Here is a 26,923-nt window from a genome sequence, read left to right on the forward strand (position 1 = left end):
TATTCCTCCTATTTTTTGTTCTTACGATCCAATAAAACAGCGATGATGATGACAACACCTTTAACGACTTGCTGATAGAAACTCGATACACCCAGCAGGTTCAAACCATTGTTCAGCGTTCCGATGATCAGTGCCCCGATCAATGTCCCAACTAATCTTCCGCGTCCTCCGGATAGACTCGTGCCGCCAAGAACAACGGATGCGATTGCGTCCATTTCGTAGGCATTACCGGCAGTCGGTTGAGCAGAGTTCAATCGTGAAGTGATGATGATACCAGCGACTGCAGCCATCAGTCCGGAAATGGAATAGATGGCGATTTTGATGCGGTCGCTCTTGATGCCGGCAATGAAAGCAGCCTTCTCATTCCCACCAAGCGCAAAAGTCTTTCTGCCGAAAGTCATTTTATGCAGAAGCACATACAGCACTCCGAAGAAGAGCAGCATCACAACCACCGGGAAAGGAATGCCGAAAAGGTAACCTCGGCCCATATATTTGAAGATGAAGCTGTCTCCGATACCGGTGATCGGATTACCATCCGTGTACACTAAAGTAAGTCCGCGATAGATTGTCATCGTTGCCAGCGTCGCGATGAAGGGTGCCATTTTCCCTTTTGTGATCATTACACCATTGCAGGCTCCCAAAAATGCGCCAAGCAACAAACCGATTCCCATCGCAATGACAGGGTTCAGACCGGAAGCGATCATGCCCGCCATCAAGGCGCTGCTGAGGGCAAGCGTCGAACCTACAGAAAGGTCAATCCCGCCCGTAATGATGACGAAGGTCATACCGAAAGCGATAAGTGCATTTGTGGAAACTTGTCTCAAAAGGTTCAGGAGATTGGCAGGAGCCAAAAAGTTCGGGTTCATGATTGTGACAAATATGATCAAGACAACTAATGCGAGCAGAGGGCCCAATTTATTCAGTTTTTTTGTTGCTGGGCCTTTTTCTTTGTTACTTTTTAAGGCTTGTATTCCTAGATTCATTTACATTACCCCCGTTGCTAATTTCATGATTTTCTCTTCTGTCGCCTCTCCACGCTGCAGCTCACCGGATATTTTGCCTTCATGAACAACTACAATGCGATCACTGACACCCAGCACCTCAGGCAAATCACTTGAAACCATAATGATGGCAACGCCTCTGTCCGCCAGTTCGTTCATCAATTGATAGATTTCACGTTTGGCACCTACATCCACACCGCGCGTCGGTTCGTCCAAAATCAGGACTTTGGAGCCAATGCCGATCCATTTGGCCAAAACGACTTTCTGCTGGTTCCCTCCGGATAATCCTGAAACAATATCCTCGCACCCTTCGGCTTTGACTTGCAAGCGTTCCATCAACAACTCAACAAAATCCTTCTCAGCTTGCGTGTCGATAAGTCCATTCTTGCGGAAACCGTCTATTGAAGGAAGACTGATATTTTCACTGATGGAATAGTCAAGAATCAAACCTTCTTCTTTCCGATTCTCCGTCAAGAAGCCGATGCCCTGCCGAATGGCATCATTCGGATCGGAAATGGTGATTTTCTTGTCTTCAAGAAAAATTTCACCCCCGTCAAGCGGATCAATCCCAAAGATGCTCCGCATAATTTCAGTCCGACCTGCTCCCATGAGCCCCGAAAAACCAACAATTTCTCCTGCTTTGACTTGGAAGGATACATCCTGAAATTTCCGTTCGGATGAAAGTTGCTTTGCTTCGAAAACGACAGCTCCGATTGTGGAGGTCTTCGCCGGATAGTAATCCGCGAGGTCCCTACCGACCATTTTACGCACCACTTCATCGTTGGTAGTGTCCGCTGTCCGCTTCGTATCGACGGATACACCGTCACGCATGACCGTAATGCGGTCGCTGATTTTGAAGATTTCTTCCATTCTGTGGGAAATATAGATGATGGCCACATTTTTTTCCTTCAGGTTCTGGATAATCCGGAACAATACTTCAATTTCCCTTTCCGTCAAGGCTGCTGTAGGTTCATCCATGATGATCACTTCACCATCGGAAAGCAAAGATTTCGCAATTTCGATCATCTGTTGCTGCCCTACCGACAAATTCTTCACTTCTTCATCCAGATCCAAGGTTACCCCCAGCTCACGGAACGTTTCATCGGCAAGCGCTCTCATTTTGTTGTTATCAAGCCATCCGATCGCATTTTTTATTTCATTTCCCAGAAATAAATTTTCGACCACCGTCATTTCAGGCCAGGTGTTCATTTCTTGATGAATAAAGCTCAATCCGAATTTCTCTGCTTCCTTCGGGCTATCAAATTGCTTTTGGTTGCCATCAATCAAGATTTCGCCTGCATCCGGCTTATGAAGTCCGGTCAAGATATTCATCAGCGTCGATTTGCCGGCTCCGTTTTCCCCCATCAAGGCATGGACTTCTCCGGCTTTGATCGTGAAGTCAACACCCCTCAACACGTAGTTGGTGCCAAAGCTTTTCGTGATTCCGTTCATCACAACTTCCATTTCTTTCCCTCCTAAAATAGGACTCCTGATTGCAGTATGATATTGGAATAAGGGGTCGCTTCCCCTGTCCGGATAATCGCCTTCGCATCGCCCGTCATTTCCTTAAAAGTCTCATGAGTGACAAAAGCGACATCCACGCCTGCCATCCGCTCCATCGTCCGCTCGAATTGGTCTGGATTCTGTTCCTTGATTTCCTCAGCCAAAAATACTTTTTCCACTTCCATCTCTTCCATCAATAACTCCAGAATGGTCTGAAATGCGGGTTCCTGTAAACGTAGGGATAAATCGATCTTTTTGACGCCTTCCGGTATCGGAAGGCCTGCGTCACCGATCACAACTTTATCCGTATGCCCCAAATCCGCCAAAACTTTTGCGATATCACTATTCAAGATTCCATGTTTTTTCATAATGTTCATTCTCCTTTAATTCCGCTAGTGTCGGCATGCCGCCTTGCGCTCCAAATTTTTGTACGGATAATGCCGCTGCCAGATTTCCGAGTTGCAGGCTGGCTTCGATATCCAATCCTGATGCGATCCCTACCGCAAATGCCCCATTGAACGTGTCCCCCGCTCCGGTAGTGTCCACTGGTCCGACAACATACGCCGGAACATTCCGTTCAACTGCTCCATCATGGTAACAAACGCCTTTGGATCCAAGTGTCACAATCAGTTTCCCTGGGTATTTTTTGATTCCTTCCGAAAGGGATAATTCAGGGAACATGATTTTGTATTCGCTCTCATTCGGTGTCATAAACGTAACCTTCTCCAGCAAGGCTTCATCCATTGTTCTTGCGGGTGCAGGATTATACAGCACTTTTACGCCTTTCTCAAAACACAGTCCGATAACGGCTTCGACAATCTCTTGCGGCACCTCATTCTGGATGACCATCAACTCGACTTTTTCCAGTTCTGTTTCCAGATGTTGTAACCTCGCGCTATCGAATGCATTATTCGCACCCGGTATATAAATGATGGCGTTATCACCATCAACAATCGTGATGTGCGCTGAACCTGACGGCAAATGTGTAACCCGTTCCACATTGCTTGTATCAATTCCATTTATTCTCAAGTTCTCAATCAGTTCCGTACCGAACAGATCCTCGCCTACAGTCCCTACCATCGAAACGCGGCCGCCCAAGCGCGCACTGGCAACTGCTTGGTTAGCGCCTTTCCCGCCGAAAGTGGTCCTGAAGTCCTTTCCTGTAATGGTCTCTCCGGTTTCAGGGCGTCTGTCGGCTGTGACGACAAAATCAGTTGAAATACTTCCTAATACCATAATATTACTCATTTTCCATCTTCTCCCTCAATGATTCTCTTATTATTAGCGTTACAGGCAGTTGTATCCTTTTTTTCAGAATAATTTTGTTTTCGATATGTCTGCAAAGAAGATCCGCGGCTTGATAGCCTATCTCATAAGCCGGTTGGGCTATCGTCGACAGTCCGGGAAATGCCAAAGCTGCAAATGGCATGTCGTCGTAGCCAATGATCTGCAATTCCTCCGGGATGCGGATCCCTCTTTTCACCGTTTCCTTCATGACTGCCAATGCATACACGTCATTGGACGCGATCACACTGTCTGCGTGGGGAAATTGATCCAAAAAATGCTGTGCGGTCTTTTCAGCGGAATCGAATTGGAACGTATCGGTTTGATACAGCTGATAAGGAATATTCCTTTCATTCAGCACCTTCAGATTCCCAGCCAGACGCTCATGCGAGCTTGGCACATCTTTCGGTCCGACCATAATGACGACATGCTTCGCTTGCCGGTCGCTGACGGCTTGCGCTGCCAATTCTCCCCCGTGGAAATTATCGGTGTAAACAGCAAATTCGATATCTTCGTTGACACGGTCCAATAGAACAAATGGCATGCCGTGGAATTCCTTTGTGCTCCCATGGACAGCGGATAAGACGCCCGCCACATTATTCTGCGCAAAGATCTTCAGGTACTCTTTTTCCTTTTCGACATCCCCTTGCACATTCCCAAGGATGAGGCTGTAGCCACTCTCGTTGATTTTATCTTCCACACCTTTAGCAACCAACGGGAAGAATGGGTTTGCGATATCCGGCAGCAGCAAGCCAATCAGCTTGGATTTTTTTTGGTAGAGGGACCGCGCCACTTCATTCGGCGAAAAATCCAATAGCTTGATTGCTCTTTCGACCTTCTCGCGCGAAGCCTTTCCCACATATCCGCTGTTGTTCATGAACCTTGAAACGGTTGCGACGGATACTCCCGCCAATTCTGCAACTTCCTTGATAGTCACCATTCTCCTTCACCTCCATCAGTTGTAAATGTGTAACCGATTACACAAATAATATAACACGCTTCGAAACCGCTTGCAAGCATTAATTCAAAATATTTTCTTTTCCGAAAAAATAAGGGGCGCTGCCTCCATGCGGAGACCGAATCTCTTGATAAAAAATCCCGCAATCCTATATATCGCTAAAAAGGCAAAAAGCCCATCTCCAAAAGAGACAAGCTTTTTGCTTTTTGATTATTTTAGCATTCAGGAATTGTTGATACTTAAAAGATTAAGCTCCCTATTACTGGGTTCGAAAGAACGTTGCTTTAAATGAATTTCAGCACAAAATACAGCACAAAGATGCCGGTCAAACCGTACATCATTTTCGGAACAGCTTGCCGATCACCGGAGAACACTTTGATGAACGTGTACAGGATAAATCCCCAGCCGATGCCGTCCGCGATGTTGCACGTCAACACCATCATCGGCGCGACCCGAGAATCCGTTTCAAAGACATTCAAGGATTTGCAGGACGAAAAAATCATTGCTTTGGAATCAAAAAAATCCGCATACTCGATCTTTCCAAGCTGGAAGCCTACGCAAACGGCTGAATCGCCAGCGCTTTCCCCTTATGATAACAAAAATAAAGCGCGTGACTGATATACTCACTTACAAAATAAGTGTGAACATCCTCACACTCCCAATCAGAGCGGAGGCTCCAGATAAAGTCGCCTCCATCGTTCGAAGTTGGAAAAAAAATAAGAAAACCGCATCAGAATGGGTATGGAACACCATTCTGATGCGGTTTTCTTTATCGTAATGCTCCTTTTTGAGGCTTTCGGATCAGTCGAATCTTTTCCTTTTGGAAGTGGATGGGATGTTGAGTTCCGTTCTGTACTTCGCCACCGTCCGTCTGGAGATGTCAATCTGTTCGCCATTCAACAGCTCGACCAGTTTTTGATCGGACAGTGGTTTGCGCTTGTCCTCTTCCTCGATCAGTTTTTGGATCCGCTTTTGGACCGAGGTTGTGGAGAGCGCATCGTCATTTTCCGTTTTGGCCTTGCGCGAGAAAAAGTGCTTGAGTCCATAGAGGCCCGAGTCGGTTTGGATGTAAGTGTCGTTGATCGCCCGGCTGATGGTGGATTCATGGAGACCCAGTTCCTCGGCGATGTCCTTCAATTGCAGCGGAAGGAGCGGATGGGCTTCATCAAAGAAGAACGCCGCTTGCCTGTGCACGACCGCCGTGCTGACCCGCAGGATCGTTTCGCTGCGGAGCGACAAGCTTTCCTGCAGCGACTCGTATTCTTTCTTTTTGTCCCGGACGTACTTTGCAACTTCCTTGTCCTTCATTTGTTCCAGTTCCGCTGCATACTCTTTGTTGAAGGAAAGGATCGGCACGCCGTATCGGGCTTCTTTGATCACCAACTGCGAATCTTTGACGGTGACCACTATATCCGGTCTGACTGCGAGTTGCTCGTCAGTCTGGAAGGCCATTCCCGGAGAGGGCGTCAGATGCTGGAGAAAATCAAAAACTTTTTGGACATTTTCCAATGGCACAGCGTACCTTTTGGAAATGGCGGCCCATTTTCGGTTGATCAGATCGTCGAATGATTCTTCCAACACGATATAGGCGATATCGGGCGCATCCTCTCTGCGTTCCGTCTGCAGCATCAGGCATTCCTGCAGGTTGCGCGCACCGATGCCCGGAGGATCCAGTTGCTGCAGCAGCGTCAACGCATCCACCAATTGAATGCTGTCCGCCTTCGTTTCGGCAACCGCTTCCTCGATGCTTTTGATGACATAGCCCTTATCGTTCAACTGGTTGATCCACCACAAGATCAAGGTGCGGAGATAGGTATCCCGGTAGGCCAACATAACCTGCTCCGTGACGTATTCATAAAGCGATTGTTTCCGGTCGGGAATCCAACTCAAATCATTGGCTTGGCCGCCGCTTCGGGAAACTCTCGACTCCCTGACTTTCATCTGCAAAAACGGGTTATCCAAAACTTTCTGATTCAGATAATCGTGCAGCTCAAGGTTGCCCAACTGAAGTATATGGATGCCTTGTAGCATCGTTTGAGAAAGCGCTTGCTTTTGGGTTTGCGTTTGGGTAAGATTTTGGCTTTGGCTTAGGTTCACCATTTATTCCCTCTTTTCTGGTTCAGCTCTGATTCGATGATGCATGCACTGACACTATACCATCTTTCAGCAAAAAATGGATTCATTTTGGCGCAAAAAAATCGTTCCCACCAAGGAAAAATCACCTTAGGGCAACGAAAAGTCATTCTATTATTTTCCCTTTCAGTCCCCCAAATCCGTCTTCACAATTCGATACGCATCCACGACCGAGAGATCGGAGGTTTTGTAGGTCGTGAAGGTGATGGAATCGTCGGTCACCTTAATGTTCATGTAGGTGGGCTCCTCCAATTGCAGCGCGACAGCGGCATAGCGCTCGTAAACCGAGGCGTCCTGCATATCATAATATTTGGAACCGGATGCCGAATTGCCGGTCAGGTAGACGGTGCCGTCCGGATCGACGGCCGCCCCCTCCTCGTTGTAGGCAATTTCCCCGATCACTTCATCGCCTTTCATCTGGTAGGTCCGCACATAGACATGATCGTGCCCCATCAGTACCGCATCGATATCCAGTTCATCGAAGACCGGTACCAAGCCGACGCGCAAGGCGAGGACATCTTCATCAAGCGCGTGGCTCGCACTGCTGTAGAGCGACTTGTGCAGGAATACGATTCGGTGGGTCGCATCCGGGTTTTCCGCAATCGCCAACTCCATCGCTTCCTTGTGCTCAGCGATGTCGCTGCTTTGGGAATTCAGCGCTATGAACAAGGTGTTCCCGTAAGTGAAATAAAAATCGCTGCCTTCGGAATCCTCTCCCAAGCCAGTTTCGTTCGGAGCATTGAAATAATCCGTAAACGGGGATTCATCATGTATTCCGGCAATGGTCATGACGGGATAGGCGGTCAGCTCCTCCGGGAAGAACCAGCCATCATATTGGCTCAACTCATTAGCTCTGTTCACCTGATCACCTGATGAAACAAGGAAGGCCGTATCGGGAAACATTTCCGTCGCGGCTGTCACGGTCCTGTTCCAGCCGTCCGCATCGCTCCATACTCCATCGCCCGCTCCAATCTGCGGATCGCCGAAGAACAGGATGTTGAACTCCCCCTCCGCCTGTGTCCGGAACGTGTAGGACTCCGACCAAGCACTGAGGCCGTCCCCGAATCGATAGGAATAAAGCTGGTTCTCCTCCAGTCCGGAGACAGTCGCTTTATGTCTTGAACGGCCGCGCAAAATGTCTTCAACTGTCGCCTCGAACGTCTCGCTCGACAGGACATTCCCCTCTTCATCCAAACGGCTCAGCTCCACCAAACCCTTTTTGTTCGTATCCCGGGTATGCCAACTGAACGTCCGCTCCGATTCATCCGCACCGGGTGCAAGGGCCACATGGAATACATCCAAAGCGTGGGGATCATATTTGGTTGATGCCAACTCTTTGGCTGAGGGATCCCTACTTGGTCCGTTCGCGCAGCCAGACGCAACAGACGCCAAAATAAGTGCTGCAAAAAGGATTCCCATCCTCCGTTTCCCATCAAACATGGCCATACCTCCTTGAAAAGTAAATCGACAACCGCAATCATGCTATTTTGCCGGGAATCCAAAAGGAAACTCCCCAGAAAACTGATTTGTTTACATTATACAACACTTGCCCTCAGGAGGCCTTGCCGACGACTATGCTCCGCCCGAGGAATCAATCGGAAAGTTTCTTTCCTTAGAACTTTGGAGGAGCGGAAAATGATAAAGATACCTTCTCTTTCGGAACTTTTATAAATATCGAAATAAGTCCCTATCACAACAAATACGGCAAGAACATTTTTGCCAAGCTCAAAAATAGGAAGAAGCCGAAGACATCCGTCGCCGTTGTCAGGAAAATGGATGAAGAAATCGCCGGATCCAGATCCCATTTTTTCAGTGCCAAGGGAATTAAAAATCCGAAGAAACCCGCGATGATGAGATTTCCGATCATGGCTATGAAAATGATGAGGCCCAAAAAGAAGTTGTCGTATCTCAAGTAAAGAATGAGGCCGGTGATCAATCCGGTAACCGATCCATTGATCAGCCCCAAACCGACTTCGTTGAATACATATCTCCAGTCGTTCTTTATGTCCACTTCCCCCAAAGCGATGCTCCGTATGACCACGGATAATGTCTGGGATCCGGCATTCCCGCCCATCCCGGTGACAATCGGCATCGCTGCTGCGAGCGCAACCACTTGGATGATGACGTCTTCGAACATCCCGACCGTAAAGGAAGCCAGGAAGGCAGTCATCAGGTTGATGACCAGCCAAGGCAGCCTTCTGCCGACGGAGGTGCTGATTTTGTTGCCGACCTTTTCATCTTTGCTTACCCCTGACAGCATCAGCAAGTCCTCGGTTTGCTCTTCGACGATGACATCGATGATGTCATCGATTGTGATGATGCCGAGGATTGCGTTCTTGCGATTCACAACCGGAATAACTTTTAAGTCATATTTGGAAACGATAAGGGAAACTTCCTCCTGGTCGGTTTCCGGCCGGACCGAGAGGACATTGTCATTCATGATTTCCTCCAACTTGACCTCTTCGGCGGATGCCAAAATATCCCGTAAATCCGCCGATCCGATCAATTCGTTCGCCCTATCGACAACGAAAATCGTCTCGATGATTTCTGTTTTAGGGCCGATGCGCCGGATTTCCTGCAGCACATCCTTCATGCTGAGTTCGTTTTTCAGGGCGATGTATTTGGTGGTCATGATCCCCCCAGCCGTGTCCGGTCCATAACCCAACAGCATCTGGATCTCATTTGAGTCGCTTTTTTTCATCATGCCCAAGATTTCTTTGCGTTGTCCGACACCGATTGTTCCCAGGATATCGGTAATATCATCGGGCGACATATAGGCAAAGAATCTTACGATCTTCTTCGAGTCCAACAAGCCAATCATCCCTTGCTGGAGCTCCTCTTCCGCTTCCTCGATGATGGCGGCGATTTCTTTCGCTTCCAACAAGTTGAGCAAAGCGGCCAACTCTTCATCTTCAAATTCAAACAAAGCCGTTGCGACATCTACAGGATAGTGATCGCCGACAAGCTCTTTCAATTCCGTAATATTCTGGTTTGCTACTGCGTTTAACAACATTTCATTCAATTCCATGTCTACACCTCCAAATTGATTCAGCTTTTTGAAGGCATAACAGACGGATTCAAGACGACAAGTTCCCGGTTTATATAATCTGCGATTGGGCTGAGGATACAAACAGACCTGATAAATGGCTCCGCACGGAAGCAATCAGGCTAAAACCGCGCCTAGGTGGTTTGTCTGCTATACCCTGACTACTATCTGCGTCCATTTGTACTCACCTCAATCTTTTTGTTTTTCATGCCACACAGGGATATCGAAAAGTTCCCTGCTCTCCAACCCCAGTCTACTACTTATCGCCATATATGGCTACCTTTCCTGTACTGATTCCAAGATCAGAATGATATAATAGACGCAAATGAACCCGCTTTCAAAAAAGCGGTCCGGAAGGGGAGCCATTATTATGAATGAGTCTGAACTGTTAGCGCATGGCTATCGAAAATACACAGGGGAAAAGGTTGATGTTTACTTTAACTTAAGCGTCTGCACCTACTCCGGCAACTGCGTGCGGGGGAATCACGCAATCTTCGATACGAAACGAAAACCTTGGATCTTGGCTGATGCGGATTCGCCCGAAGAAGTGGCGCGCGTCATCCATACTTGCCCGTCCGGCGCGCTGAAATACCGCCTGAAAGGCTCGGAAGAAATCTTGCCGACCTTTCCTTTAGGGGCGATGATGCCCGATCAAAATGAAGAAGAAAGCCTTGAGGAAAAAAACGATTGTCCTCCGGATGAAACGAAGAACTAGCCGTTTAACAAAAATCACCCGCAAAGACCTTTGCGGGTGATTTTTTGATCTGTACTGTTCTTCTCCGGCGAACGGAGGCTTCGCCGGAGTTCGGTCAACATTCTGTCTTTGTGCTCCTGTGAGCACGGCTTCACCGGAGTTAAGTACGATTATTGCCGGCGTTCTCCGATGAGCGGATCCTTCATCGGAGCTGCGCCCTCAAAAGCCTTTGTGCTCCTCCGACCAGCCCGTAACGGATCCTTATTGACGTTACCCCTGAAGCAAGTAGTATAATCAATATGCATACGTTTCACATACCAGGAGGTCCTCATATGAAAAAAACATTATACTTGATGCGCCACGGCCAGACCCTTTTCAACGTCCGCAGAAAAATCCAGGGTGCCTGCGACTCGCCTTTGACGGAGCTGGGCATCCAGCAAGCGCAAATCGCCAGCGCCTATTTCGACGATATCGACCTCGATCACGCCTACAGCTCCACCGCCGAGCGCGCGTGCGATACGCTGGAAATCGTGACGAACGAACTGATGCCCTACCAACGCCTGAAAGGCCTGAAGGAAATGCATTTCGGCACCTTCGAAGGCGAGAGCGAGGACCTCAATCCCAAAGACAAAAGCACCTTTTTCGTGCAGTACGGCGGCGAATCCGGCGATGCGGTAAAAGAGCGGATGGTGCGGACCTGCACCGATATCATGGAGCAGGACGATCACCAGACTGTCCTCGCCGTTTCACACGCCGGCGCCTGCATCCACTTCCTGCGCGCCTGGCAGGATCCCCACGAAATCATCAAGGACGGCATCACGAACTGTTGCGTCTTCAAATACGAATACGACATGGCGGAGAAGACTTTTGTGCTGTTGGAAGTCGAACGGCATGGGTTCTAGGATGGCCGATTAAATGTCCAAATACAACAAAAAGAAGGGATTTTCTCTAACTTATGAGAAAGTTCCTTCTTTTTTTATCTCTGTTTTGTTGATTTTCGGAGGGACACTGCCCTCCTCCGGTGAACGGAGGTTTCGTCGGAGTTCGCCCAACATTTTAACTGCGTTCTCCGATGAGAGCGGCCTCGTCGGAGTACAGACCGAAAGTTACCGGCAAACTCCGGCAAGCGGGAGCCTCACCGGAGCTGAGGTTCGCTTACGCGGCTCCGTATCACTCACTAACCCCATCTGATTTCGTCCTGCAGCTCAAAACTGAAGCGTTTCAATAGCCACGCTTCCACCAAGTCTATCCACTTGGCTGCATTCTGATCTACTAAGTTTTTAGCGTTAGCTGTTGCTTGTGTGGCGAGGCTCAATCCATGCGGGCCGTCTTCAAAGATGTGCATTTCGAAAGGGATTTTGTGCTCGGACAAGGCCATTCCCATCCGCAATGTATGCCCAACCGGGACAAGCGCATCAGATGCGGTGGCCCACAGGAACATCGGTGGCGTTTTGTCTGTCACCAATAACGCCGGGCTCACTTCGATCAATTTCGCATCATTGGGGGACGCTTCGCCTATCAACGCCACAGAAGAGGCATCCAATAATATTGTTGCCATTTCGTCTTTTTCTGTTTCTTTCATGAATAAATAGTCGCTCAACGTATAGCCCAGAATGGTGGCAGCCGGACGCAGTTTTTCTTCCGACACCTGATAATGCTCGGTCAGGATCGGTTTGTCCCAATAGACGGAGTACGTCGCGACATTGTGCGCGCCTGCCGAAAAGCCGCACAAGGCAATCCGATCGGTATCAACCAGCCACTCTTCGCTGTGTTGATGGATGGTCAGCATGGCTTTGCCGATATCGCGGATCGCAGCCGGAAAGACCGTATGTTCTCGTCTTTCGACGCCTCCAAAAATCGATTCGAAAGCTTCGTCCTTTTCCAGATAAACCGAATAACGCAAGACAAAAGCATGATAACCCATCGCCGCAAACTTCATCGCAACCGGCTCAGCTTCACGGTCGGAACAGGAAAGATAGGCCCCGCCAGGGCAGATCAGCACAGCCGGGCGGGCAACGCCATTCAACAATTCCGGCGAATCCTGCAAAACATACGTCGTCAGCGTGACATCATCGCGTTCCGGATATAATTTTATTGATTCAACAATCATTCTCTACACTCCTTATAAGTTCGTTCCCCATACCCCGCAGAACGGATCAACCGGGCTCTTGCCTTGAAACGCGGACTTGCCGATCAATTTTTCCACCAGCACTTCGCTGACGGTATCGTTCGCGGAATAGCCATTGATGTAAGTCTTGACCATCGGCGCATCGAACAGATGATACGGATTGGCCAAGGATACGAAGAGAGTCGGGACGTCCTGGACAAACCACGGGGCGTCAGCAGCCATCATGCGGACCCAATCGATCCGTCGCGTTGTCTGGTTGCTTGCGGTATCATAATTCGCGACATAGATGACCAGATCGACTTTCGCCTTCAGGTCATCCACGCCTCCCTCAAAAATCTCGTGGAAGTCCAGTTGGCCGTAATTGAATGTTTCGACCGCGAAGCCGGCTGCACTCAGTTTCTCGATGAAGGCCCCATCCGAAGCTCCGCCGTCCTTGAAGCCGCCGCTCAAGCGATCTTCCAACATATAGACGCGCACGCGCGGTGTTTTCTTGGGCGAAATCGGCAACAGATTCTGCGTATCCTTCACTAAAGTGATCGCTTTTTCCGCACTCTTCCTTGCCAGTTCCAGATGTTCCACACAGCCCACCGTAGCCAATGCTGCCGGATCAGGGATCAGGCTGCCCGACTGCTGTTTCGCCACCAAACCCATGCTGGCTTTCATCGCCAGAATACGGGTGACCGCTTCGTCCAACCGTTCCATGGAGACGTCGCCGCAGCTGACCGCATCGCGCATCGCTTGATAGTCTTCGTCGATGTTTTTGTTGAACAGAATCATGTCGCAGCCGGCGTTGATCGTCGTCGGGATCGCTTTTTTGCGCGACATCGCGGCATTGTAGCCGATCATCGGAGTCGCATCCGTCACCGCTACGCCGTTGAAGCCTAGGCGCTCACGCAGCAGGCCATTCACCAGTTCTGATGACAATGAAGCAGGCAGAATGTCTTTGTCCTCCAAAGAGGGATTGAGTTCTTTGCTGTAGGCTGGCTGCAGGATATGCCCGATCATGACCGATAACGCACCTTCGTCGATCATGGCGCGGTACACTTTTCCGTAACTTTCATCCCATTCCGGGACGGACAGGCTGTTCACGGTGCTCACCAGATGCTGGTCGCGCTCGTCCACGCCGTCCCCCGGAAAATGCTTGACTGCCGTGGCGATGCCGTTCTCGTGCAGGCCTTTCATCTGCTGCAGCGAAAAGTCGATCACTTGCTGGACATCCGAGCCGAACGTCCTGACGTTGGTGATCGGATTTTTGAAGTTCATATCGATATCCACGATCGGAGAAAACGCCCAGTTGCAGCCGACAGCGTTCGCTTCACGTCCGGAAACGTAACCCAACCGGTAGGCTTCCTGATTGTCGGCTGTCGCCGCAACACCCATCGGCCGGCCATAATAGGTTCCGTCCGAGCAGATGCCGTTTCCGCCGGCTTCGAGATTCGCAGCCAGCAACAAAGGGATCTTGCTTTCCTTTTGCAGAACCCCGTGAGCCTGCCGGATCGCTTGCGCCGGCATCGGGCGGAACATCATCCCGCCCGGCTGATATTTCTGCACAAAGTCCGTCAACGCGTGATCTTCTGGATTCCCCGCAATCGGGCAGAAAATTTGCCCGATTTTTTCTTCCATTGTCATCTCACTTAGTGTATTTCCTACCCAAGAAACCTGTTCATCCGATAAAAAAAACGGCTTTTCTGTTAGACGTACCATCTCATCACACCTTTATTATTATTCCTTCTTAACGCTAATTATACAGCAGTTCCCGACGCAATGGACCGCGCGCAACGGGGTCGTTCTTTTCCTGTTTACGACATTTTTTAAGGTGTTCACGCAACGCGCTTCAGTTTTGCCAATGCTCTGTCTTACGCCTTGAATGCTTTCAGCTTTTCCAAAGCAGCTTCCGCCATCTCGGCGCTGATGCCGGTATAGAACAGCCCGCTCAATTCCTTCAGCGTCATATTTTGCTGCGCCTTGTCGGCACGGTCCAGAAACTCACCGATTCGGGGCGCCGCTTCACGTACTGCCGCAAATGCTTCATCATCCCGCATCACTTTGCTCATGCGCGTATGTTCGTCGTAAAGGTATCGGAAATCGCGCGTCGGCCAATACGTATAATCGTAGACGCCGGCGCCGACGACTTTTTCCTCCTCGTTGCTGTTAGGCAATACGATTGTCGCCGTGCCATCGAACGGCACTTCGAAGTGGCAATGGACTTGGCCGTCCTCCAAAATTTCCCATTCGCTCACATACGTTCCGGCCGTAGACTCGTAGCGGCCTTTCACGAACTTCAGCTGCGCATGCAGTTCAGGCGCCAGCCGCACTTTGGAGAAACCATAGCCAGCAGGACTGATGCCGACAACGGACTGGTAAACGAATTCCATGACCGATCCGTAGCTGTAATGGTTCAGCGAGTTCATGCCGGCCGGATTCATGCTGCCGTCCGCGAGTACGCTGTTCCAACGCTCCCAGATCGTCGTTGCGCCTTGATTGACCGCGTACAGCCAGCCCGGATAATCTTCCGTCAGCAGGAATTCGTAGGCCAACTCCACCAGCCCATTTTCGGCGAGCACTTGGCACAGCAACGGCGCTCCGGCAAACCCGCACTTGATCTGGTAGAGATCTTTTTTCAGACGGCTGTTGAACTGCTGCAGGAGCATCGCTTTATCGCGATAGATGCCGAATTTCAAAGCCACGATATAGGCGGCTTGGGTATCGACGGACAGCCTGCCAGCCGGCGTGAAATATTCATGCAGAATGACGGCGCGGACTTGATCGGCCAGCTCTCGATACTTGCGTGCATCCGCTTCTTTGCCCAGCAGTTCGGCAGCCTCAGCCAACAGCTCCAGACTATGGCAATAATAAACCGTCGCAATATAGGCATCATCGGTGCCGCCTTTGAATGAACTCGGCGTTGCGCCATCCAAACCCAGCCAATCGCCGAATTGGAAGCCGAAGTCCACCAGCCCCGCAGCGGCGCCCTTGTGCTGGGTCACTTGACGGATGTTCCACTCCACCCAATCTTTCATTAAGGGATAATGCAAAGCCAGTTCCTCGGATTCGCCGTACATCTGGACAAGCGTCATCGGGATGATCGTTGCGGCATCCCCCCAGATGGCCGCTCCGCCGTTCGAACCCATCGAAGGCATGTAGTTCGGGATGCTGCCGTCCATCTTCAGTTGTTCCTGGCGCATATCAATCAAGAATTTACGGTAGAAAGCCCGCGTGTCCATATGGTAGGAAGCCGTCGGGGCGTAGACTTGCGCATCCCCGGTCCAGCCCAAGCGCTCGGCCCGTTGCGGACAGTCCGTCGGCATATCCAGGAAATTCGATTTCTGGCTCCATAAGGTGTTTTGATACAGACGATTGAGTTTTTCATGGCCGGTTTCGATGAAGCCGGTCTGCTGAAGATCGGAATAGATCGCCAGCCCCTTGAACAGCTCGGACTTGATCTCACCGACCCAGCCGCTCACGCGCACATAGCGGAAGCCGAAATAGGTGAAGTGCGGCATGACCATCTTTTTCCGGCCATCGGATACGAAGGTGAAGCCATCCGTAGCGGTTCCGTAGTTTTCATTATAGAAGTTCCCGTTCTGCAGGATTTCGCCGAATTCGAGATGGATCTTCGTTCCCGCCGGAAAATCAGCTTCAAAGCTTAACCAGCCGGCAAAGTTCTGGCCCATATCCAAAATCGTTTCGCCTGCCGGACTCGTCAGGATCTGTGCGACTTCAACCTCTTCCTGGATGAGCAAAGGCGGGCTGATGCGGTCCTGCAATTTCGACTGGTCGATAGCCACTTCCACGACCGGCTGCAACGGATTCGCTTTAGCGTTCCAATGCAGCTCATCGATTGTTTCGCCGTCATAGATGCCGCTGGCCAGAATGTTGCTGGCTCGGTACTGCCACTCTTCATCCGTTTTGACGACTTGCGTGCTGCCGTCTTCGAACATCAGATGCAGTTCCGCGATGGCCGCGAATTGGTCGCCGAAATAATCCGTTTGGCTTTCCAGCCCATAACGGCCTTTGTACCAGCCGTTCCCCAAGAGAATCTCAAAGTCGTTCGTTTCCTGCACAAGGCCCGTCACATCATAGGTCTGGGCTTGGATCAGGCTGCGGTAATCATTCAGGAACGGCGTCAACACCTCATCGGTCACCTTTTCGCCGTTCAGATAGGTTTCGTAGAGCCCGACCCCGGACATGTACAGCATCGCCTTTTTGACGGGTTTTTCCGCAGCGAAGTCCGTGGACAGGATCGGATGGTAGGGATAACCAGCAGGTGTGCCGATCCATTGTGCTTCCCAGGCTTCGTCCATCTTTCCGGTTTCGAAGTGCGTGATGCCTTCGCCAAGGTTGCCGATTTCATCCTCCACCGTGATTTTCACAAAGTACTGCGTGCGCGGCCGCAAATCCAGATCGACTTTCGTCCCAGTCGCAACAAGCGCTCCTGCTTTTACCCAAACCACTTCTTCAAAATCCGCATCCTTCGCAACCGTCACTTCGGTTTTCTTTTGACTTTTCCCGATTGCATCGGTGACAATCCAGCTCACCAGCAGCGGCTCGAACTGATACCCTTTCGGTTCCGTCAATCCATTTATCTTTATGGTTATTTTCATATCTGACTGCTCCTCTGCTTTCTTGTATTAAAAAATGTTGTCTGCTATACTTTTCCAACAACCGCTAATCCAGCTCTGATGGGGAGGAACAAAAATAATGCCCTACTATATCACGTACGGTGAATTCCAAAAACAAATGACAAATTTCTACCGCCAATACGGCAAACGCATGCAATTTGTCGAAATGACGGACTATCTTTACCGCAAAGGCTTGCTGCAGGAAACGCTGGAAATGCCGCAGGTCACCGGCTTTTTCGAGAACATGTCGGACGATGAATTTGAGGATATCATCGATTCCTTTGTCCTCTCCCTGACGCCGCAGATCCCTTCCTCGTCCTCGGTCGTCGAAGCGGATATCATTCCTCCCAAGCGCGATGTCTTCATCATCCGCCATCCCAAATTTACCCGGCCGAATCCGCATACGCATAACTTTTTTGAAATCAATTACGTCGTGCGCGGCACCTGCCAGTTCACTTTTGAGGACGAGACATCCACCCTGCAGGAAGGCGAACTGTGCATCATCGCACCTTCTTCCAGCCACGATATCCTGATTGAGGATCACTCCATTGTGTATACGATCATGCTCCGGAAAAGCTCCTTCGACACGATCTTCTTTTCATTGTTGTCGGGCAAGGACCTGCTCTCCTACTTTTTCCGCAAGATCCTCCAGGATGATACGAGTCCCAATTTCCTGTTGTTCACAACCGCGCAGAATGATGAGTTAAAAGCCTTTATCCGCAACGCCATGGTCGAATGCCACCGCTATGACAGCTACAGCAACAGCAGTTGCATCAATTGGATCAACTTGATGTTCTCCAACTTGCTGCGCAATTACAGCGAGAGCATGCAATTCCATAACTATCACATCGGCACGGATTTTTCCGTCATCCTGCAGTACATCCAGCACCATTACCAAGAGCTTTCCTTGTCCAGTTTGGCTGAGGAATTCCATTACAGCGAGCCCTACCTTTCGACCATGATCCGGGAAAATACCGGCTACAATTTTACCGACCTGGTCCGGCGGCTGCGTTTGGCGCATGCCATCGAATATCTGGAAAACTCCAACCTGAAGATCAGCGAAATCGCGGCGCAGGTCGGCTACAAATCGACGGATCATTTTTCGCGCGTATTCCGCACAACCTATCAGGTCTCCCCGGTACAGTACCGCAAACAGCATCATAACAACGAAGAATCCTTTAACCCGTTCATTTGAACAGTGTAAAAATGGGACCGCCTCGCTTCGAGGCGGTCCGTTTTTTGCGTGGATTTTTGGGGCGGAGTGAGGCGGGGGCCTGAACTCCGGTGAAGCACGTGTTCCCCGGAGTTCAGGTGCCGATCATACTGCTCATCTCCGATGAGCCGGGCTCCATCGGAGATGGCAGCCCTGCTCAGTTCGGTAACTCCGATGGACCACCCCTTCACCGGAGCTGACGCCCTCGAAGGCACCCAAAAGCATTCGAACGCTATCGGCCGCACACGCGGCCACAATAAACCAAGATAGGTGCTGCCCCTTTTTGGAGACAGCACCCTTTTTTTGCTTAAAAATTACCGTTCATCACGCTTCATGATTGTCTTCGCTGTGATCGCGGATCAGCTCTTTCATTTCCAGAATATCTGCGCGGTGTTTTTCAACCGGATTGAACTTCAAGGCGATCAACAGGATGCCACTGATCAAGGCTGGCGCGCCGAAACGCAGGAAGTTGATGGCAAACATCGTGCTCTCAGGTTGATTGCCGATTTCACCGGCTCTGTAGCCTGCCCAAGCGAGCACAGCCAGAATACCTGAGTTTGTAACGGTATTTCCGCATTTTTGCGCAAATCCTTTGATGGATGAAATAACGCCGTTTGCTGTGATGCCGTCTTTGAATTGGACATAATCAATGGCATCGTTCACCAATACGTTGACCAGTGCATTTGACATGGATGCCACGGATGTAGCGATGAAAGTAATGACATAAAGTAGCGTCATGCTCTTGTTGCCGACGAAGAAAAGCGTCACATAGCAGATGATCGCCGCAATTTGCGTGACAATCAATGTTCTCTGAGCTGTTTTAAAGATGCGCATGCAAATCGGCATCAAGACAACCATCGAAACCAAGGCACCCATGGAAACGACCAACATGTAGATGGAGATCAAATCCGGACGGCCCAAGAAATACATAACATAGAATACCGAACTCGCAAACATCAAGCCGTATCCCATCGAAGCCATGATCCAAACGATAACGAATGGCGACAATTCTTTATGACGCAATATTTTTTTCAAATCTTGTGTGAGCGGCGTATCACTTACAGGAGCGATATATTTTTCTTTCGCTGTTGCAAACAAACTCCAGAACGAGATGCAGGAAATCAATCCCAGCACGATCATCAACGGAATATAGCCGTTCGATACGCCGAACGCCCCTTCGAAGAACGCTTTCATTTGCGGGGTGAATGATGCGCCGACTGTGAACATGACCGCTGTCGCTCCTGCTCCCATCATGATGACTCGGTTACGCTGTTCATCTGTTTTCACGTGCGCAGGCAGGATTGCCATTTGTGGCATCGTGTACATTGTTACGGTCATGCCGTAGCCGATGTAGGTCACCAGCACATACATGATTTTACCGTTTGTCGAGAAGTCGGGATTCAACCAAATCAATGTCCCGAAAATGGTCAATAGGATTGGCGCAAAGATGAAATACGGGCGATAACGTCCCCATTTTGATTTCGTCCGGTCGGCAAGCACGCCCATCATCGGGTCATTGATTGCGTCCCATAAAGTCGCAACAAACATGATCATGGATGCTGCGGCTGCTGGGATCATCATTGTGTCCGTCATATATACTGCGAAATAACTTCCGATAATAGCTGCTATCAACATAGCGGTTCCACTTACTGACGTAGCATGCGACCAGGCGAATAGGTTACTGATTTTTTCTTTTGGCGGATTTGTTGCCTTCTCCACGAACACTGTTGCTTCTGTCTTTTCTGCCATAACATATCACTCCTTTTTTCTATCAAGCTTGATACTGTTATTATAGTAAACCGCTTTCCAAACAGCCATGTTATTATTTACTGATAATCCGACATTTTTTAATATTTCTATTTTTATTTCCGTAAGGGTTTACTTTGTTGTTTTAAAAACTTTTTACCCGCAGAATTTTTTTATGTGAAAATAAATAAAAGGCGCAACCGACGTTTCTTCAGCGCGCCTTTTCCGATTAACCAAATGAAAGATCGATTGTTTCCGAAAGGGTATCCCTGGAATTCCCGCCCACAAAAAACGTGAATTCGCCAGCCTCCAAATTATAATCCATTTTCTGGTTGTAGTAGCCCAATTTTTCGAACAGCACTGCAAATTCCATCGTAATCGATTCCCCCGGCTGAAGCAAGACCTTCTGATAGGCCTTCAGCTGTTTGACTGGCCGCGCCCTTTTCGCCACTTTATCCTGCACATAGCATTGGACGATCTCTTCGCCTTCACGATTTCCGCTGTTTTTTACGGTCACAGATAATCGGACCGCATCCTCTGCAGTTTCAACTTGCAGGCCGCTGTAGGTAAAGGTTGTATAACTCAAGCCATAACCGAACGGATACAGGGGTTCAAGCGGCGTGTCCAAATATTTTGAAGTGAATTTGGACTTCCCTCCCGGACGGCCGGTGGCAATGTGATCATAATACAACGGGCATTGTCCCGTTGCGTGCGGGAAGGTTGTGGTCAGTTTTGCGCTCGGATTCACCACGCCATACAGGATATCCAAAATTGCGTTGCCGGCCTCTATCCCTGGATGCCAAGCCTCCAGAATAGCGGGGACCTGCTCCGCAATCGTCGGGATAGCCAGCGGCCTGCCGTTGAAGAGGACTACAACCACGGGTTTTCCTGTCCGAAGCAACGTTTCCGCGAGCTCCAATTGGATGGCCGGCAAAGAGATATCCGCTTTGCTAGCGGCTTCCCCGCTCTCTTCTTTTTGCTCGCCGATAGCCACAATCACCACATCTGCCGTTTCCGCCAACTGGTTGATCTCAGCTATTGCCAAAATCCCGTCCACTATACCGGGATGATACGCGTAGTCGATCCCCTGCGCATCCAAGGCTTGAACCAGGCTGACGCAGTCTTCTCCCCGCGCCCCGATTGCCCAAGCGCCGGTCATCTGGCCGGAATCATTTGCAAGCTCGCCGAATATGGCAATCTTTTGCTGCGAGTTCAGCGGCAGGACGGCTTCATTTTTCAACAATACCATCGATTTGGTCGCCGCTTCGCGGGCAAGCGCCCGGTATTCCGGCCTCACTAAGGTATGCTTTTCTTTTTCTTCATCGGTCCGGTAAGGATTTTCAAACAATCCCAGTTCAGCTTTAAGCTTCAGGATGCGATAAACAGCTTGGTCCAGTAAATCTTCTGCAATTTCTCCGGACTGAATCAATCCGGCAAGATTCTCGGCGTAGACATTCGAAGTCATATCCATATCGATCCCTGCCTGCAGCGCTTCTTTGGCCGCCGCTTGCCGATCCGCTGCGACGCCGTGGTTGACGCATTCCGCAATGGCATTCGCATCACTTACGGTGATGCCCTCGAATCCCCATTCATCCCTCAGAACATCCCTCAACAGCCATTCGTTCACCGTGCACGGCACGCCATTCAGATCATTGAAAGCGGGCATGACTGCCCGTGCCCCGGCATCGATGCAGGCTTTGTAAGCCGGCAGATACTCTTCCCACAACCGTTGCAGCGACATGTCCACCCGATTGTAATCCTTGCCCGCTTCACCGGCTCCATAAGCCGCAAAGTGCTTCAGGCAGGCTACCATCGCATCAGCTTTCGCCAGATTCTCGCCTTGAAAACCCTGCACTTTGGCTGCGCCATAGTCGCCGTTCAATAAGGTATCCTCTCCGGCCCCTTCGCTGACGCGGCCCCATCGGGCATCTTTTGCGACATCCACCATCGGGGCGAACGTCATGTGAATGCCCGCTGCCGTCGCTTCTTCCGCTGACATTCTGGCCGTTCTCTGCCATAGCTCCGGATCCCAGGCACAGCTTTCAGCCAAAGGGATGGGCGTCACCGTCCGGAAACCATGGATCACATCGTAGCCGAACAGCAACGGAATCCCCAATCTGGTTTCATCGACGGCGATTTTCTGGAGCCGGTTCGCGGTCCGGGCATCGCCGACGCCATTGTAGGAGCCGACTTTCCCGGCACGCAACTCCTCCTCATGAAAATCTTGTTCAGCCGTGCTCATCAGTTTCCCGAATTCTTCCTGGCTGATCCTTCCGTCGAACATCATATCCAGCAGTTCCTCGAAGCTGACCTCAAAGGCGCCCACCAAGGACGGTCCGCGTTGCTGCAGCTGTCCGATTTTTTCTTCCAAGGTCATTTCGCCGATCAAGGCTTCGATTTTTTGCGTCTGGATATCCATCATCGCTGTTGTTCCCCTTCTTTTTGCTCGAATCCTTCGTAAATGAAGGTTTCGAAATCCGCATATTTTTCTTTTGTTTGCCCGTTTCCGGAAGCAAATAGCCCGATATAGGCACCGACAAAGCCGCCCGCGGTTTCCGAACCCATGAAGGATCCATCCACTTGATCCGCAACCGAAGCCAACTCCTCAATGGATGGCCCCGCATAGAAGCTGTAACGTGAGCCGTTCCCTTGCACTTGCAGCACATAATCGGTTTGTTGCGGCGCAGCAGCGATTTCGCCTACTACCGCTTCGCTGAAGTGCTGGATGCCCGCTTGATCATAGTGCGATACTACCCGCAGGCAGCGCACGACAGGCACCCCCTCCTGATTTTTAGCGATTTCCAACCGCAGCTGATTGGCGTCATTCTGCAGCACGACGATTCCCGCCGTCTCGTTTTCTTCGGGAGAAAAATGAACAGTGACTGTCGCCTGAAAATCCAAGTGCTGCTGGCGCCTGCCTGCGAAGCTGATGTTTTCTTTTGTTTTGCCGATCTTCGCGATGCGGCTGAAGACACTTCCGTCCGTGTTATCGAATTCCCAAGGGACCATCGTGTTCTGCAATAATTTCAGGCGCAATTGACCAGCCTCTACCTTGGCGAAGGTTTCATGCGGGGTGCCCAAAAAGTTCCACGCAAATCCCAGTTCCTTATCGAAATTTTCAACAAGCGGATCCTTGAAATCATTGACGGTACGCACAGTCGGTTGCCAATCCGGCAAGCCGGGCGAGGGATACGTCCACTCCACTTTGCCTGTGCCTTTGCTGACGACCGGCCAGCCGTCCTCCCACACGACCGGCACGAGGAAGGTTTCGCGGCCCAACATCTTGTGCCGACCCTCAGCCAAGCGTGAACCGAGGCAAACCATGTACCAATTGCCGTTCGCCAATTCGACCAAATCACCATGGCCGACATTCCAGATCGGAAAGCCTTTCCCGAGGTGGCGATGGGTCAGGATCGGGTTGCCTTGGTAATTCTCATATTCCCCAAAAATCGACTTGCTGCGGCTGATCGTTACGGCGTGGAAGTGTTCCGTTCCGCCTTCCGCAATCAGCAGATAGTAATAGCCGTCTTTCTTATACAAATGCGGTCCTTCCGGCGCTTCCGCGTTCACTTGCGCCCCAGTCCCGATGATGTGGCGCTCGCCAATTAACTCGAACGTGGCCAGATCGATTTCGGAACACCAGATGCCTTGTCTGGATCCGGATTCGTCATCGAAGCGGGTAGTCCCTGTGTAATAGCATTTCCCGTCTTCGTCCCAGAAAAGCGAAGGGTCGATGCCGTCCGCGCCTTCGATGATCTGCATATCCGACCAGGGACCGGCCGGGTTTGTGGCCGTTACGATAAAGTTGACGACGCCCATGCTCATGTTTGTCGTGATCATATAAAACGTGTCGTTGTGGTGACGGATTGTCGGGGCAAAGATGCCTGCCGAAATCATTTCATGCGTCAGCGGCAATTGCTCTGGACGATCCAGCACGTGGCCGATCTGTTCCCATTGCTCCAAATCTTTGCTGTGGAACATGGGAACGCCCGGAAAATAACTGAAACTGGAAGTCACGAGATAAAAATCATCCCCAACCCGGCAAATCGATGGGTCCGGATAAAAGCCCGGCAAAATAGGATTCCGGATCATACCATTGCTCCTTCTGCGACGGGAGATGCCAGCTGATCTGATTCCGACTCATACAGGAACAGTTCCAGTGATTCCACGTCTCCGTTCGCTGCCGTCAGGGTCAAGACGACATTTTCCGCTTTGGTATTTTTCTTGAGGACGATCATCGCTTGGCCATTGAACGTTTGCGTCTCATCGTTTTCGAGAGTGGTTTCCGGTTGAGGATTCCCGCTGCCGAAACCGATGACAGTTGCCCCGCCGGAAACGGCCAATTTGATGGTTTGATCGGCATCGGTCGCAACCGTTCCGGCCGCATCACAATAAGTGACGGGAACATAAATGAGCTCGTCCATGATTTCCTCCGATCCGAAGACGAAGCTCCGGTCTGCTCCGGCAGTCGCCAACTCAAAGCGGCTGATTTCTTGCCCATTTTCGTAAGCTACGGCCGTCAGGGCTCCCGGCTCATAGGTCGTTTCGAAAAGCACGCGGTAGCCTGCCGCTTTGCCGGAAGCTTGTTTGCCAAGCGATTCGCCGTTGCGGAACAATTCGGCTTCCGTCCCAGGCGCATACACTTCGACGATCACCGGCTTGCCTTCACACCCCTGCCACGTCCAGCTCGACAGATTATCGCTCATGATCCAAGGCGTTTTCATCAAATGCTGGCCGTATCTGTGCGGATTTTGGACCGTGATGTACGGATTTTCCCGCAAACCAAAGACGATTTCGCGCAAGTAGGAAGCCGGGCGACGGATACCGGTTAGGTCGATATCTCCCACATAAGCCAATTGGTTAGGGAATCTGGCACCAAAACCGCCTTCGCCCCATTGATAGGCCGGCACACCGATGCCCGCTTCTCCCAAGTAATCCCAGCCGGTCCAAGTGAAGTCACCGATCACTTGCGGCAGTTTTTCAATCAAATCCCAGTTGCGGGCGATTTCAGGCGGATACGTTTCGCTGCCGACCATGACACGGTTCGGGTAAGTCACGCTGTCTCCCTCATAGCGGGCCGTCATATAGTTGTAACCCGCGATATCCAACGGGCTGCAAGCCGTTTCCAGTCGTTCCGAGATGGCCGGATGCACGACGATATCGTCCAAGTGACCATCCATCAGCGTCATGAAGTCGTTGACATTGCCTTCGATCTCGCCTTTCTCCTGCAGATCCGAAACGACATCGCCGACAATCTGACCGACCTTGTCTCCGGCCGCAAAAACGCCGTTGATGCCTGCCAAAGTGAAGCGGGTGTCGTCCAACGATTTGATTTTGGCGCAAAGATCATGGCAGACTTTCGCTCCGTGAGGCAGACCGATTTCGGGAATCTCATTTCCGACTGAATAAAGGATGACCGCCGGATGGTTATAATCCTTGCGGACCATCGCTGTCACATCTTTTTCCCACCATTCTTGGAAATAGAGGCCATAATCATAATCGGATTTCATGCGGTTCCACATATCGAACGTTTCGTCCATCACGTACATGCCCAAGCGGTCGCAAGCGCGCAACATCGCAGGCGCCATCGGGTGATGGGACATCCGGATCGCGTTGAAGCCGGCTTCCTTCAGCAGTTTGACTTGGCGGAATTGGGCGTCCTCGTAAGTGGCGGCACCCAACAGGCCGCTGTCGTGATGGATGCAGGCTCCGCGAAGTTTCACCGTTTCACCGTTCACGCGCAAGCCGCGCTTCGCATCCACCTGCAACGTCCGGATGCCGAAAGTCGTCTCTGCTTCGTCCAGCAATTCCCCATCGGCGTACAGCTTGCTTTCGCAGGTGTACAGGCTTGGATTTTCATCCGACCAGCGATCCGGGTTTTCCACGGTCACACGCTGTTTGATGATCCGTTCTTCTTGTTCGAACAACACAAAAGGCGAGCGTTCTTTCGCGACTTCGTTCCCTTCCACATCACGGATCACGTTTTCCAACACCAAATGACACGGTGCATACTGCCTTGTCTTCACTTCTGTCGCAATGTCCAGCACCGCCAAACTTTCATCGGCTTCCGCCGTTTTGATCTGGATCCCTTCCGGCACCAGATGCGTCACATCCGAAACCAGCAGGTAGACATCGCGGTAGATCCCCCCGCCCGAATACCAGCGGCTGTTCGTCATCGCGCCGTTGCGGACTTGGACACGGATTTCATTCTCTTCGCCGTAGCGCAGAAAAGCATTAAGCGGCACATAGAAAGTCGAGTAGCCGAACATATTCTTGCCTGCCAGCTCGCCGTTTACGTAGACCATGGCGTTCATATACACGCCTTCGAATTTCAGAAAAACCGTTTTTTCTTTGTAATCAGCCGGGGCGTGGAGCGTCTTCACATAATTATAGAATGCCCCGTCATAATAGCCGGTGTTGCCGCCGTTCAGGCTCTCTGCGTGCGGTTTATTTTCGAACATCGCATCATGCGGTACCGTGATTTCCTTGGCTGTTTCCGGCACATTCCATACCAATGCAAAGGAGTCCTTGTTCTCCCAGAATTTCCACTTGTCATTAAATTTTTGCTCTATCATTTCATCCACCCTCTCTGGTA

20 protein-coding genes are annotated in these 26,923 nt (G+C 50.6%); 4 read left to right on the forward strand and 16 right to left on the reverse strand.

Annotation, left to right across the window (positions count from 1 at the left end):
- Window positions 1-8: 8 nt before the first annotated feature.
- The 6 genes from C8U37_RS03440 to C8U37_RS14630 form a co-directional block, all read right to left on the reverse strand.
- Entirely contained in the window at window positions 9-983 is a 975-nt protein-coding gene (locus C8U37_RS03440; RefSeq protein WP_108031879.1) for an ABC transporter permease subunit, read from the reverse strand.
- Window positions 984-2,465 carry a sugar ABC transporter ATP-binding protein gene (locus C8U37_RS03445; RefSeq protein WP_108031880.1) on the reverse strand — a complete coding sequence of 494 codons (1,482 nt, stop codon included), beginning with the start codon at window positions 2,463-2,465 and terminating at the stop codon, window positions 984-986. It lies immediately after the preceding gene.
- A gap of 11 nt (window positions 2,466-2,476) precedes the next feature.
- A complete protein-coding gene (rbsD, locus tag C8U37_RS03450; RefSeq protein WP_108031881.1) occupies window positions 2,477-2,872 on the reverse strand; it encodes a D-ribose pyranase in 396 nt (131 codons plus the stop codon).
- Window positions 2,847-3,752 (reverse strand): ribokinase, encoded by a 906-nt coding sequence (gene rbsK / locus C8U37_RS03455; protein WP_108031882.1) that lies wholly within the window; start codon window positions 3,750-3,752, stop codon window positions 2,847-2,849. Before rbsK ends, rbsD begins: the two co-directional genes overlap by 26 nt.
- The gene (locus tag C8U37_RS03460) at window positions 3,745-4,728 is read right to left on the reverse strand and encodes a LacI family DNA-binding transcriptional regulator (RefSeq protein WP_108031883.1); all 984 of its coding nucleotides are present in this window, start codon (window positions 4,726-4,728) and stop codon (window positions 3,745-3,747) included. Before C8U37_RS03460 ends, rbsK begins: the two co-directional genes overlap by 8 nt.
- A 302-nt stretch (window positions 4,729-5,030) precedes the next feature.
- On the reverse strand, window positions 5,031-5,249 hold the full coding sequence (locus C8U37_RS14630) for a hypothetical protein (RefSeq protein WP_245879746.1): 219 nt from the start codon (window positions 5,247-5,249) through the stop codon (window positions 5,031-5,033).
- Here C8U37_RS14630 and C8U37_RS14820 point away from each other — a divergent pair.
- A complete protein-coding gene (locus C8U37_RS14820) occupies window positions 5,167-5,364 on the forward strand; it encodes a hypothetical protein (protein WP_425445655.1) in 198 nt (65 codons plus the stop codon). The genes C8U37_RS14630 and C8U37_RS14820 overlap by 83 nt on opposite strands.
- A gap of 183 nt (window positions 5,365-5,547) precedes the next feature.
- On the opposite strand, the gene rpoN is transcribed toward C8U37_RS14820, so the two are convergent.
- The 3 genes from rpoN to mgtE form a co-directional block, all read right to left on the reverse strand.
- The gene (gene rpoN / locus C8U37_RS03475; RefSeq protein WP_245879747.1) at window positions 5,548-6,846 is read right to left on the reverse strand and encodes an RNA polymerase factor sigma-54; all 1,299 of its coding nucleotides are present in this window, start codon (window positions 6,844-6,846) and stop codon (window positions 5,548-5,550) included.
- A 159-nt stretch (window positions 6,847-7,005) separates the two neighbouring features.
- Window positions 7,006-8,319, reverse strand: a complete 1,314-nt coding sequence (locus tag C8U37_RS03480) for a purple acid phosphatase family protein (RefSeq protein WP_170100177.1) — start codon at window positions 8,317-8,319, stop codon at window positions 7,006-7,008.
- A 250-nt stretch (window positions 8,320-8,569) separates the two neighbouring features.
- Window positions 8,570-9,907: a magnesium transporter gene (gene mgtE, locus C8U37_RS03485; RefSeq protein WP_108031887.1), complete on the reverse strand. Its 1,338-nt coding sequence runs from the start codon at window positions 9,905-9,907 to the stop codon at window positions 8,570-8,572.
- 388 nt (window positions 9,908-10,295) lie between these two features.
- On the opposite strand from mgtE, the gene C8U37_RS03490 reads away from it, so the two are divergent.
- Together C8U37_RS03490 and C8U37_RS03495 are read left to right on the forward strand one after the other, a co-directional pair.
- Complete coding sequence (locus C8U37_RS03490; RefSeq protein ID WP_108031888.1) at window positions 10,296-10,640, forward strand: (4Fe-4S)-binding protein; 345 nt, start codon at window positions 10,296-10,298, stop codon at window positions 10,638-10,640.
- Window positions 10,641-10,951: 311 nt separating this feature from the next.
- Window positions 10,952-11,521 carry a histidine phosphatase family protein gene (locus C8U37_RS03495; protein ID WP_108031889.1) on the forward strand — a complete coding sequence of 190 codons (570 nt, stop codon included), beginning with the start codon at window positions 10,952-10,954 and terminating at the stop codon, window positions 11,519-11,521.
- A 275-nt stretch (window positions 11,522-11,796) separates the two neighbouring features.
- Here the strand turns inward: C8U37_RS03495 and C8U37_RS03500 are convergent, their stop codons facing one another.
- The 3 genes from C8U37_RS03500 to C8U37_RS03510 all read right to left on the reverse strand — a co-directional run bounded on the left by C8U37_RS03500 (window position 11,797) and on the right by C8U37_RS03510 (window position 17,351).
- Entirely contained in the window at window positions 11,797-12,729 is a 933-nt protein-coding gene (locus C8U37_RS03500) for an alpha/beta hydrolase (RefSeq protein WP_108031890.1), read from the reverse strand.
- Window positions 12,730-12,741: 12 nt separating this feature from the next.
- Window positions 12,742-14,451: a glycoside hydrolase family 3 protein gene (locus C8U37_RS03505; RefSeq protein ID WP_108031891.1), complete on the reverse strand. Its 1,710-nt coding sequence runs from the start codon at window positions 14,449-14,451 to the stop codon at window positions 12,742-12,744.
- A gap of 152 nt (window positions 14,452-14,603) precedes the next feature.
- Entirely contained in the window at window positions 14,604-17,351 is a 2,748-nt protein-coding gene (locus tag C8U37_RS03510; RefSeq protein WP_108031892.1) for an alpha-L-rhamnosidase, read from the reverse strand.
- Between the two features lie 97 nt (window positions 17,352-17,448).
- On the opposite strand from C8U37_RS03510, the gene C8U37_RS03515 reads away from it, so the two are divergent.
- Window positions 17,449-18,564 carry an AraC family transcriptional regulator gene (locus C8U37_RS03515; protein ID WP_108031893.1) on the forward strand — a complete coding sequence of 372 codons (1,116 nt, stop codon included), beginning with the start codon at window positions 17,449-17,451 and terminating at the stop codon, window positions 18,562-18,564.
- 342 nt (window positions 18,565-18,906) lie between these two features.
- Here C8U37_RS03515 and C8U37_RS03520 read toward each other — a convergent pair whose 3' ends face one another.
- From C8U37_RS03520 to C8U37_RS03535, 4 genes are all read right to left on the reverse strand, one after another.
- Window positions 18,907-20,331, reverse strand: coding sequence for an MFS transporter (locus tag C8U37_RS03520; RefSeq protein WP_108031894.1), 1,425 nt, complete (start codon window positions 20,329-20,331; stop codon window positions 18,907-18,909).
- A 226-nt stretch (window positions 20,332-20,557) separates the two neighbouring features.
- Window positions 20,558-22,750 (reverse strand): glycoside hydrolase family 3 N-terminal domain-containing protein, encoded by a 2,193-nt coding sequence (locus C8U37_RS03525; RefSeq protein WP_108031895.1) that lies wholly within the window; start codon window positions 22,748-22,750, stop codon window positions 20,558-20,560.
- Window positions 22,747-24,420 (reverse strand): glycoside hydrolase family 43 protein, encoded by a 1,674-nt coding sequence (locus C8U37_RS03530; RefSeq protein ID WP_108031896.1) that lies wholly within the window; start codon window positions 24,418-24,420, stop codon window positions 22,747-22,749. Before C8U37_RS03530 ends, C8U37_RS03525 begins: the two co-directional genes overlap by 4 nt.
- Window positions 24,417-26,903, reverse strand: a complete 2,487-nt coding sequence (locus tag C8U37_RS03535; RefSeq protein ID WP_108031897.1) for a glycoside hydrolase family 2 TIM barrel-domain containing protein — start codon at window positions 26,901-26,903, stop codon at window positions 24,417-24,419. Before C8U37_RS03535 ends, C8U37_RS03530 begins: the two co-directional genes overlap by 4 nt.
- Window positions 26,904-26,923: the final 20 nt, after the last annotated feature.

Origin of the sequence: Trichococcus patagoniensis (assembly GCF_003051085.1) — a bacterium.
Classification (GTDB): domain Bacteria; phylum Bacillota; class Bacilli; order Lactobacillales; family Aerococcaceae; genus Trichococcus; species Trichococcus patagoniensis.

Bases quoted from the DNA above. Each gene is read 5' to 3' on its own strand.
- rbsK (WP_108031882.1), bottom strand. From the start codon at position 3,752: ATGAGTAATATTATGGTATTAGGAAGTATTTCAACTGATTTTGTCGTC.
- C8U37_RS03530 (WP_108031896.1), bottom strand. From the start codon at position 24,420: ATGATCCGGAATCCTATTTTGCCGGGCTTTTATCCGGACCCATCGATT.
- C8U37_RS03495 (WP_108031889.1), top strand. From the start codon at position 10,952: ATGAAAAAAACATTATACTTGATGCGCCACGGCCAGACCCTTTTCAAC.
- C8U37_RS03515 (WP_108031893.1), top strand. From the start codon at position 17,449: ATGCCCTACTATATCACGTACGGTGAATTCCAAAAACAAATGACAAAT.
- C8U37_RS03500 (WP_108031890.1), bottom strand. From the start codon at position 12,729: ATGATTGTTGAATCAATAAAATTATATCCGGAACGCGATGATGTCACG.
- C8U37_RS14820 (WP_425445655.1), top strand. From the start codon at position 5,167: ATGTTGCACGTCAACACCATCATCGGCGCGACCCGAGAATCCGTTTCA.
- C8U37_RS14630 (WP_245879746.1), bottom strand. From the start codon at position 5,249: ATGATTTTTTCGTCCTGCAAATCCTTGAATGTCTTTGAAACGGATTCT.
- rpoN (WP_245879747.1), bottom strand. From the start codon at position 6,846: ATGGTGAACCTAAGCCAAAGCCAAAATCTTACCCAAACGCAAACCCAA.
- C8U37_RS03525 (WP_108031895.1), bottom strand. From the start codon at position 22,750: ATGATGGATATCCAGACGCAAAAAATCGAAGCCTTGATCGGCGAAATG.
- C8U37_RS03445 (WP_108031880.1), bottom strand. From the start codon at position 2,465: ATGGAAGTTGTGATGAACGGAATCACGAAAAGCTTTGGCACCAACTAC.
- mgtE (WP_108031887.1), bottom strand. From the start codon at position 9,907: ATGGAATTGAATGAAATGTTGTTAAACGCAGTAGCAAACCAGAATATT.
- C8U37_RS03460 (WP_108031883.1), bottom strand. From the start codon at position 4,728: ATGGTGACTATCAAGGAAGTTGCAGAATTGGCGGGAGTATCCGTCGCA.
- C8U37_RS03520 (WP_108031894.1), bottom strand. From the start codon at position 20,331: ATGGCAGAAAAGACAGAAGCAACAGTGTTCGTGGAGAAGGCAACAAAT.
- C8U37_RS03535 (WP_108031897.1), bottom strand. From the start codon at position 26,903: ATGATAGAGCAAAAATTTAATGACAAGTGGAAATTCTGGGAGAACAAG.
- C8U37_RS03505 (WP_108031891.1), bottom strand. From the start codon at position 14,451: ATGGTACGTCTAACAGAAAAGCCGTTTTTTTTATCGGATGAACAGGTT.
- C8U37_RS03490 (WP_108031888.1), top strand. From the start codon at position 10,296: ATGAATGAGTCTGAACTGTTAGCGCATGGCTATCGAAAATACACAGGG.
- rbsD (WP_108031881.1), bottom strand. From the start codon at position 2,872: ATGAAAAAACATGGAATCTTGAATAGTGATATCGCAAAAGTTTTGGCG.
- C8U37_RS03510 (WP_108031892.1), bottom strand. From the start codon at position 17,351: ATGAAAATAACCATAAAGATAAATGGATTGACGGAACCGAAAGGGTAT.
- C8U37_RS03480 (WP_170100177.1), bottom strand. From the start codon at position 8,319: ATGTTTGATGGGAAACGGAGGATGGGAATCCTTTTTGCAGCACTTATT.
- C8U37_RS03440 (WP_108031879.1), bottom strand. From the start codon at position 983: ATGAATCTAGGAATACAAGCCTTAAAAAGTAACAAAGAAAAAGGCCCA.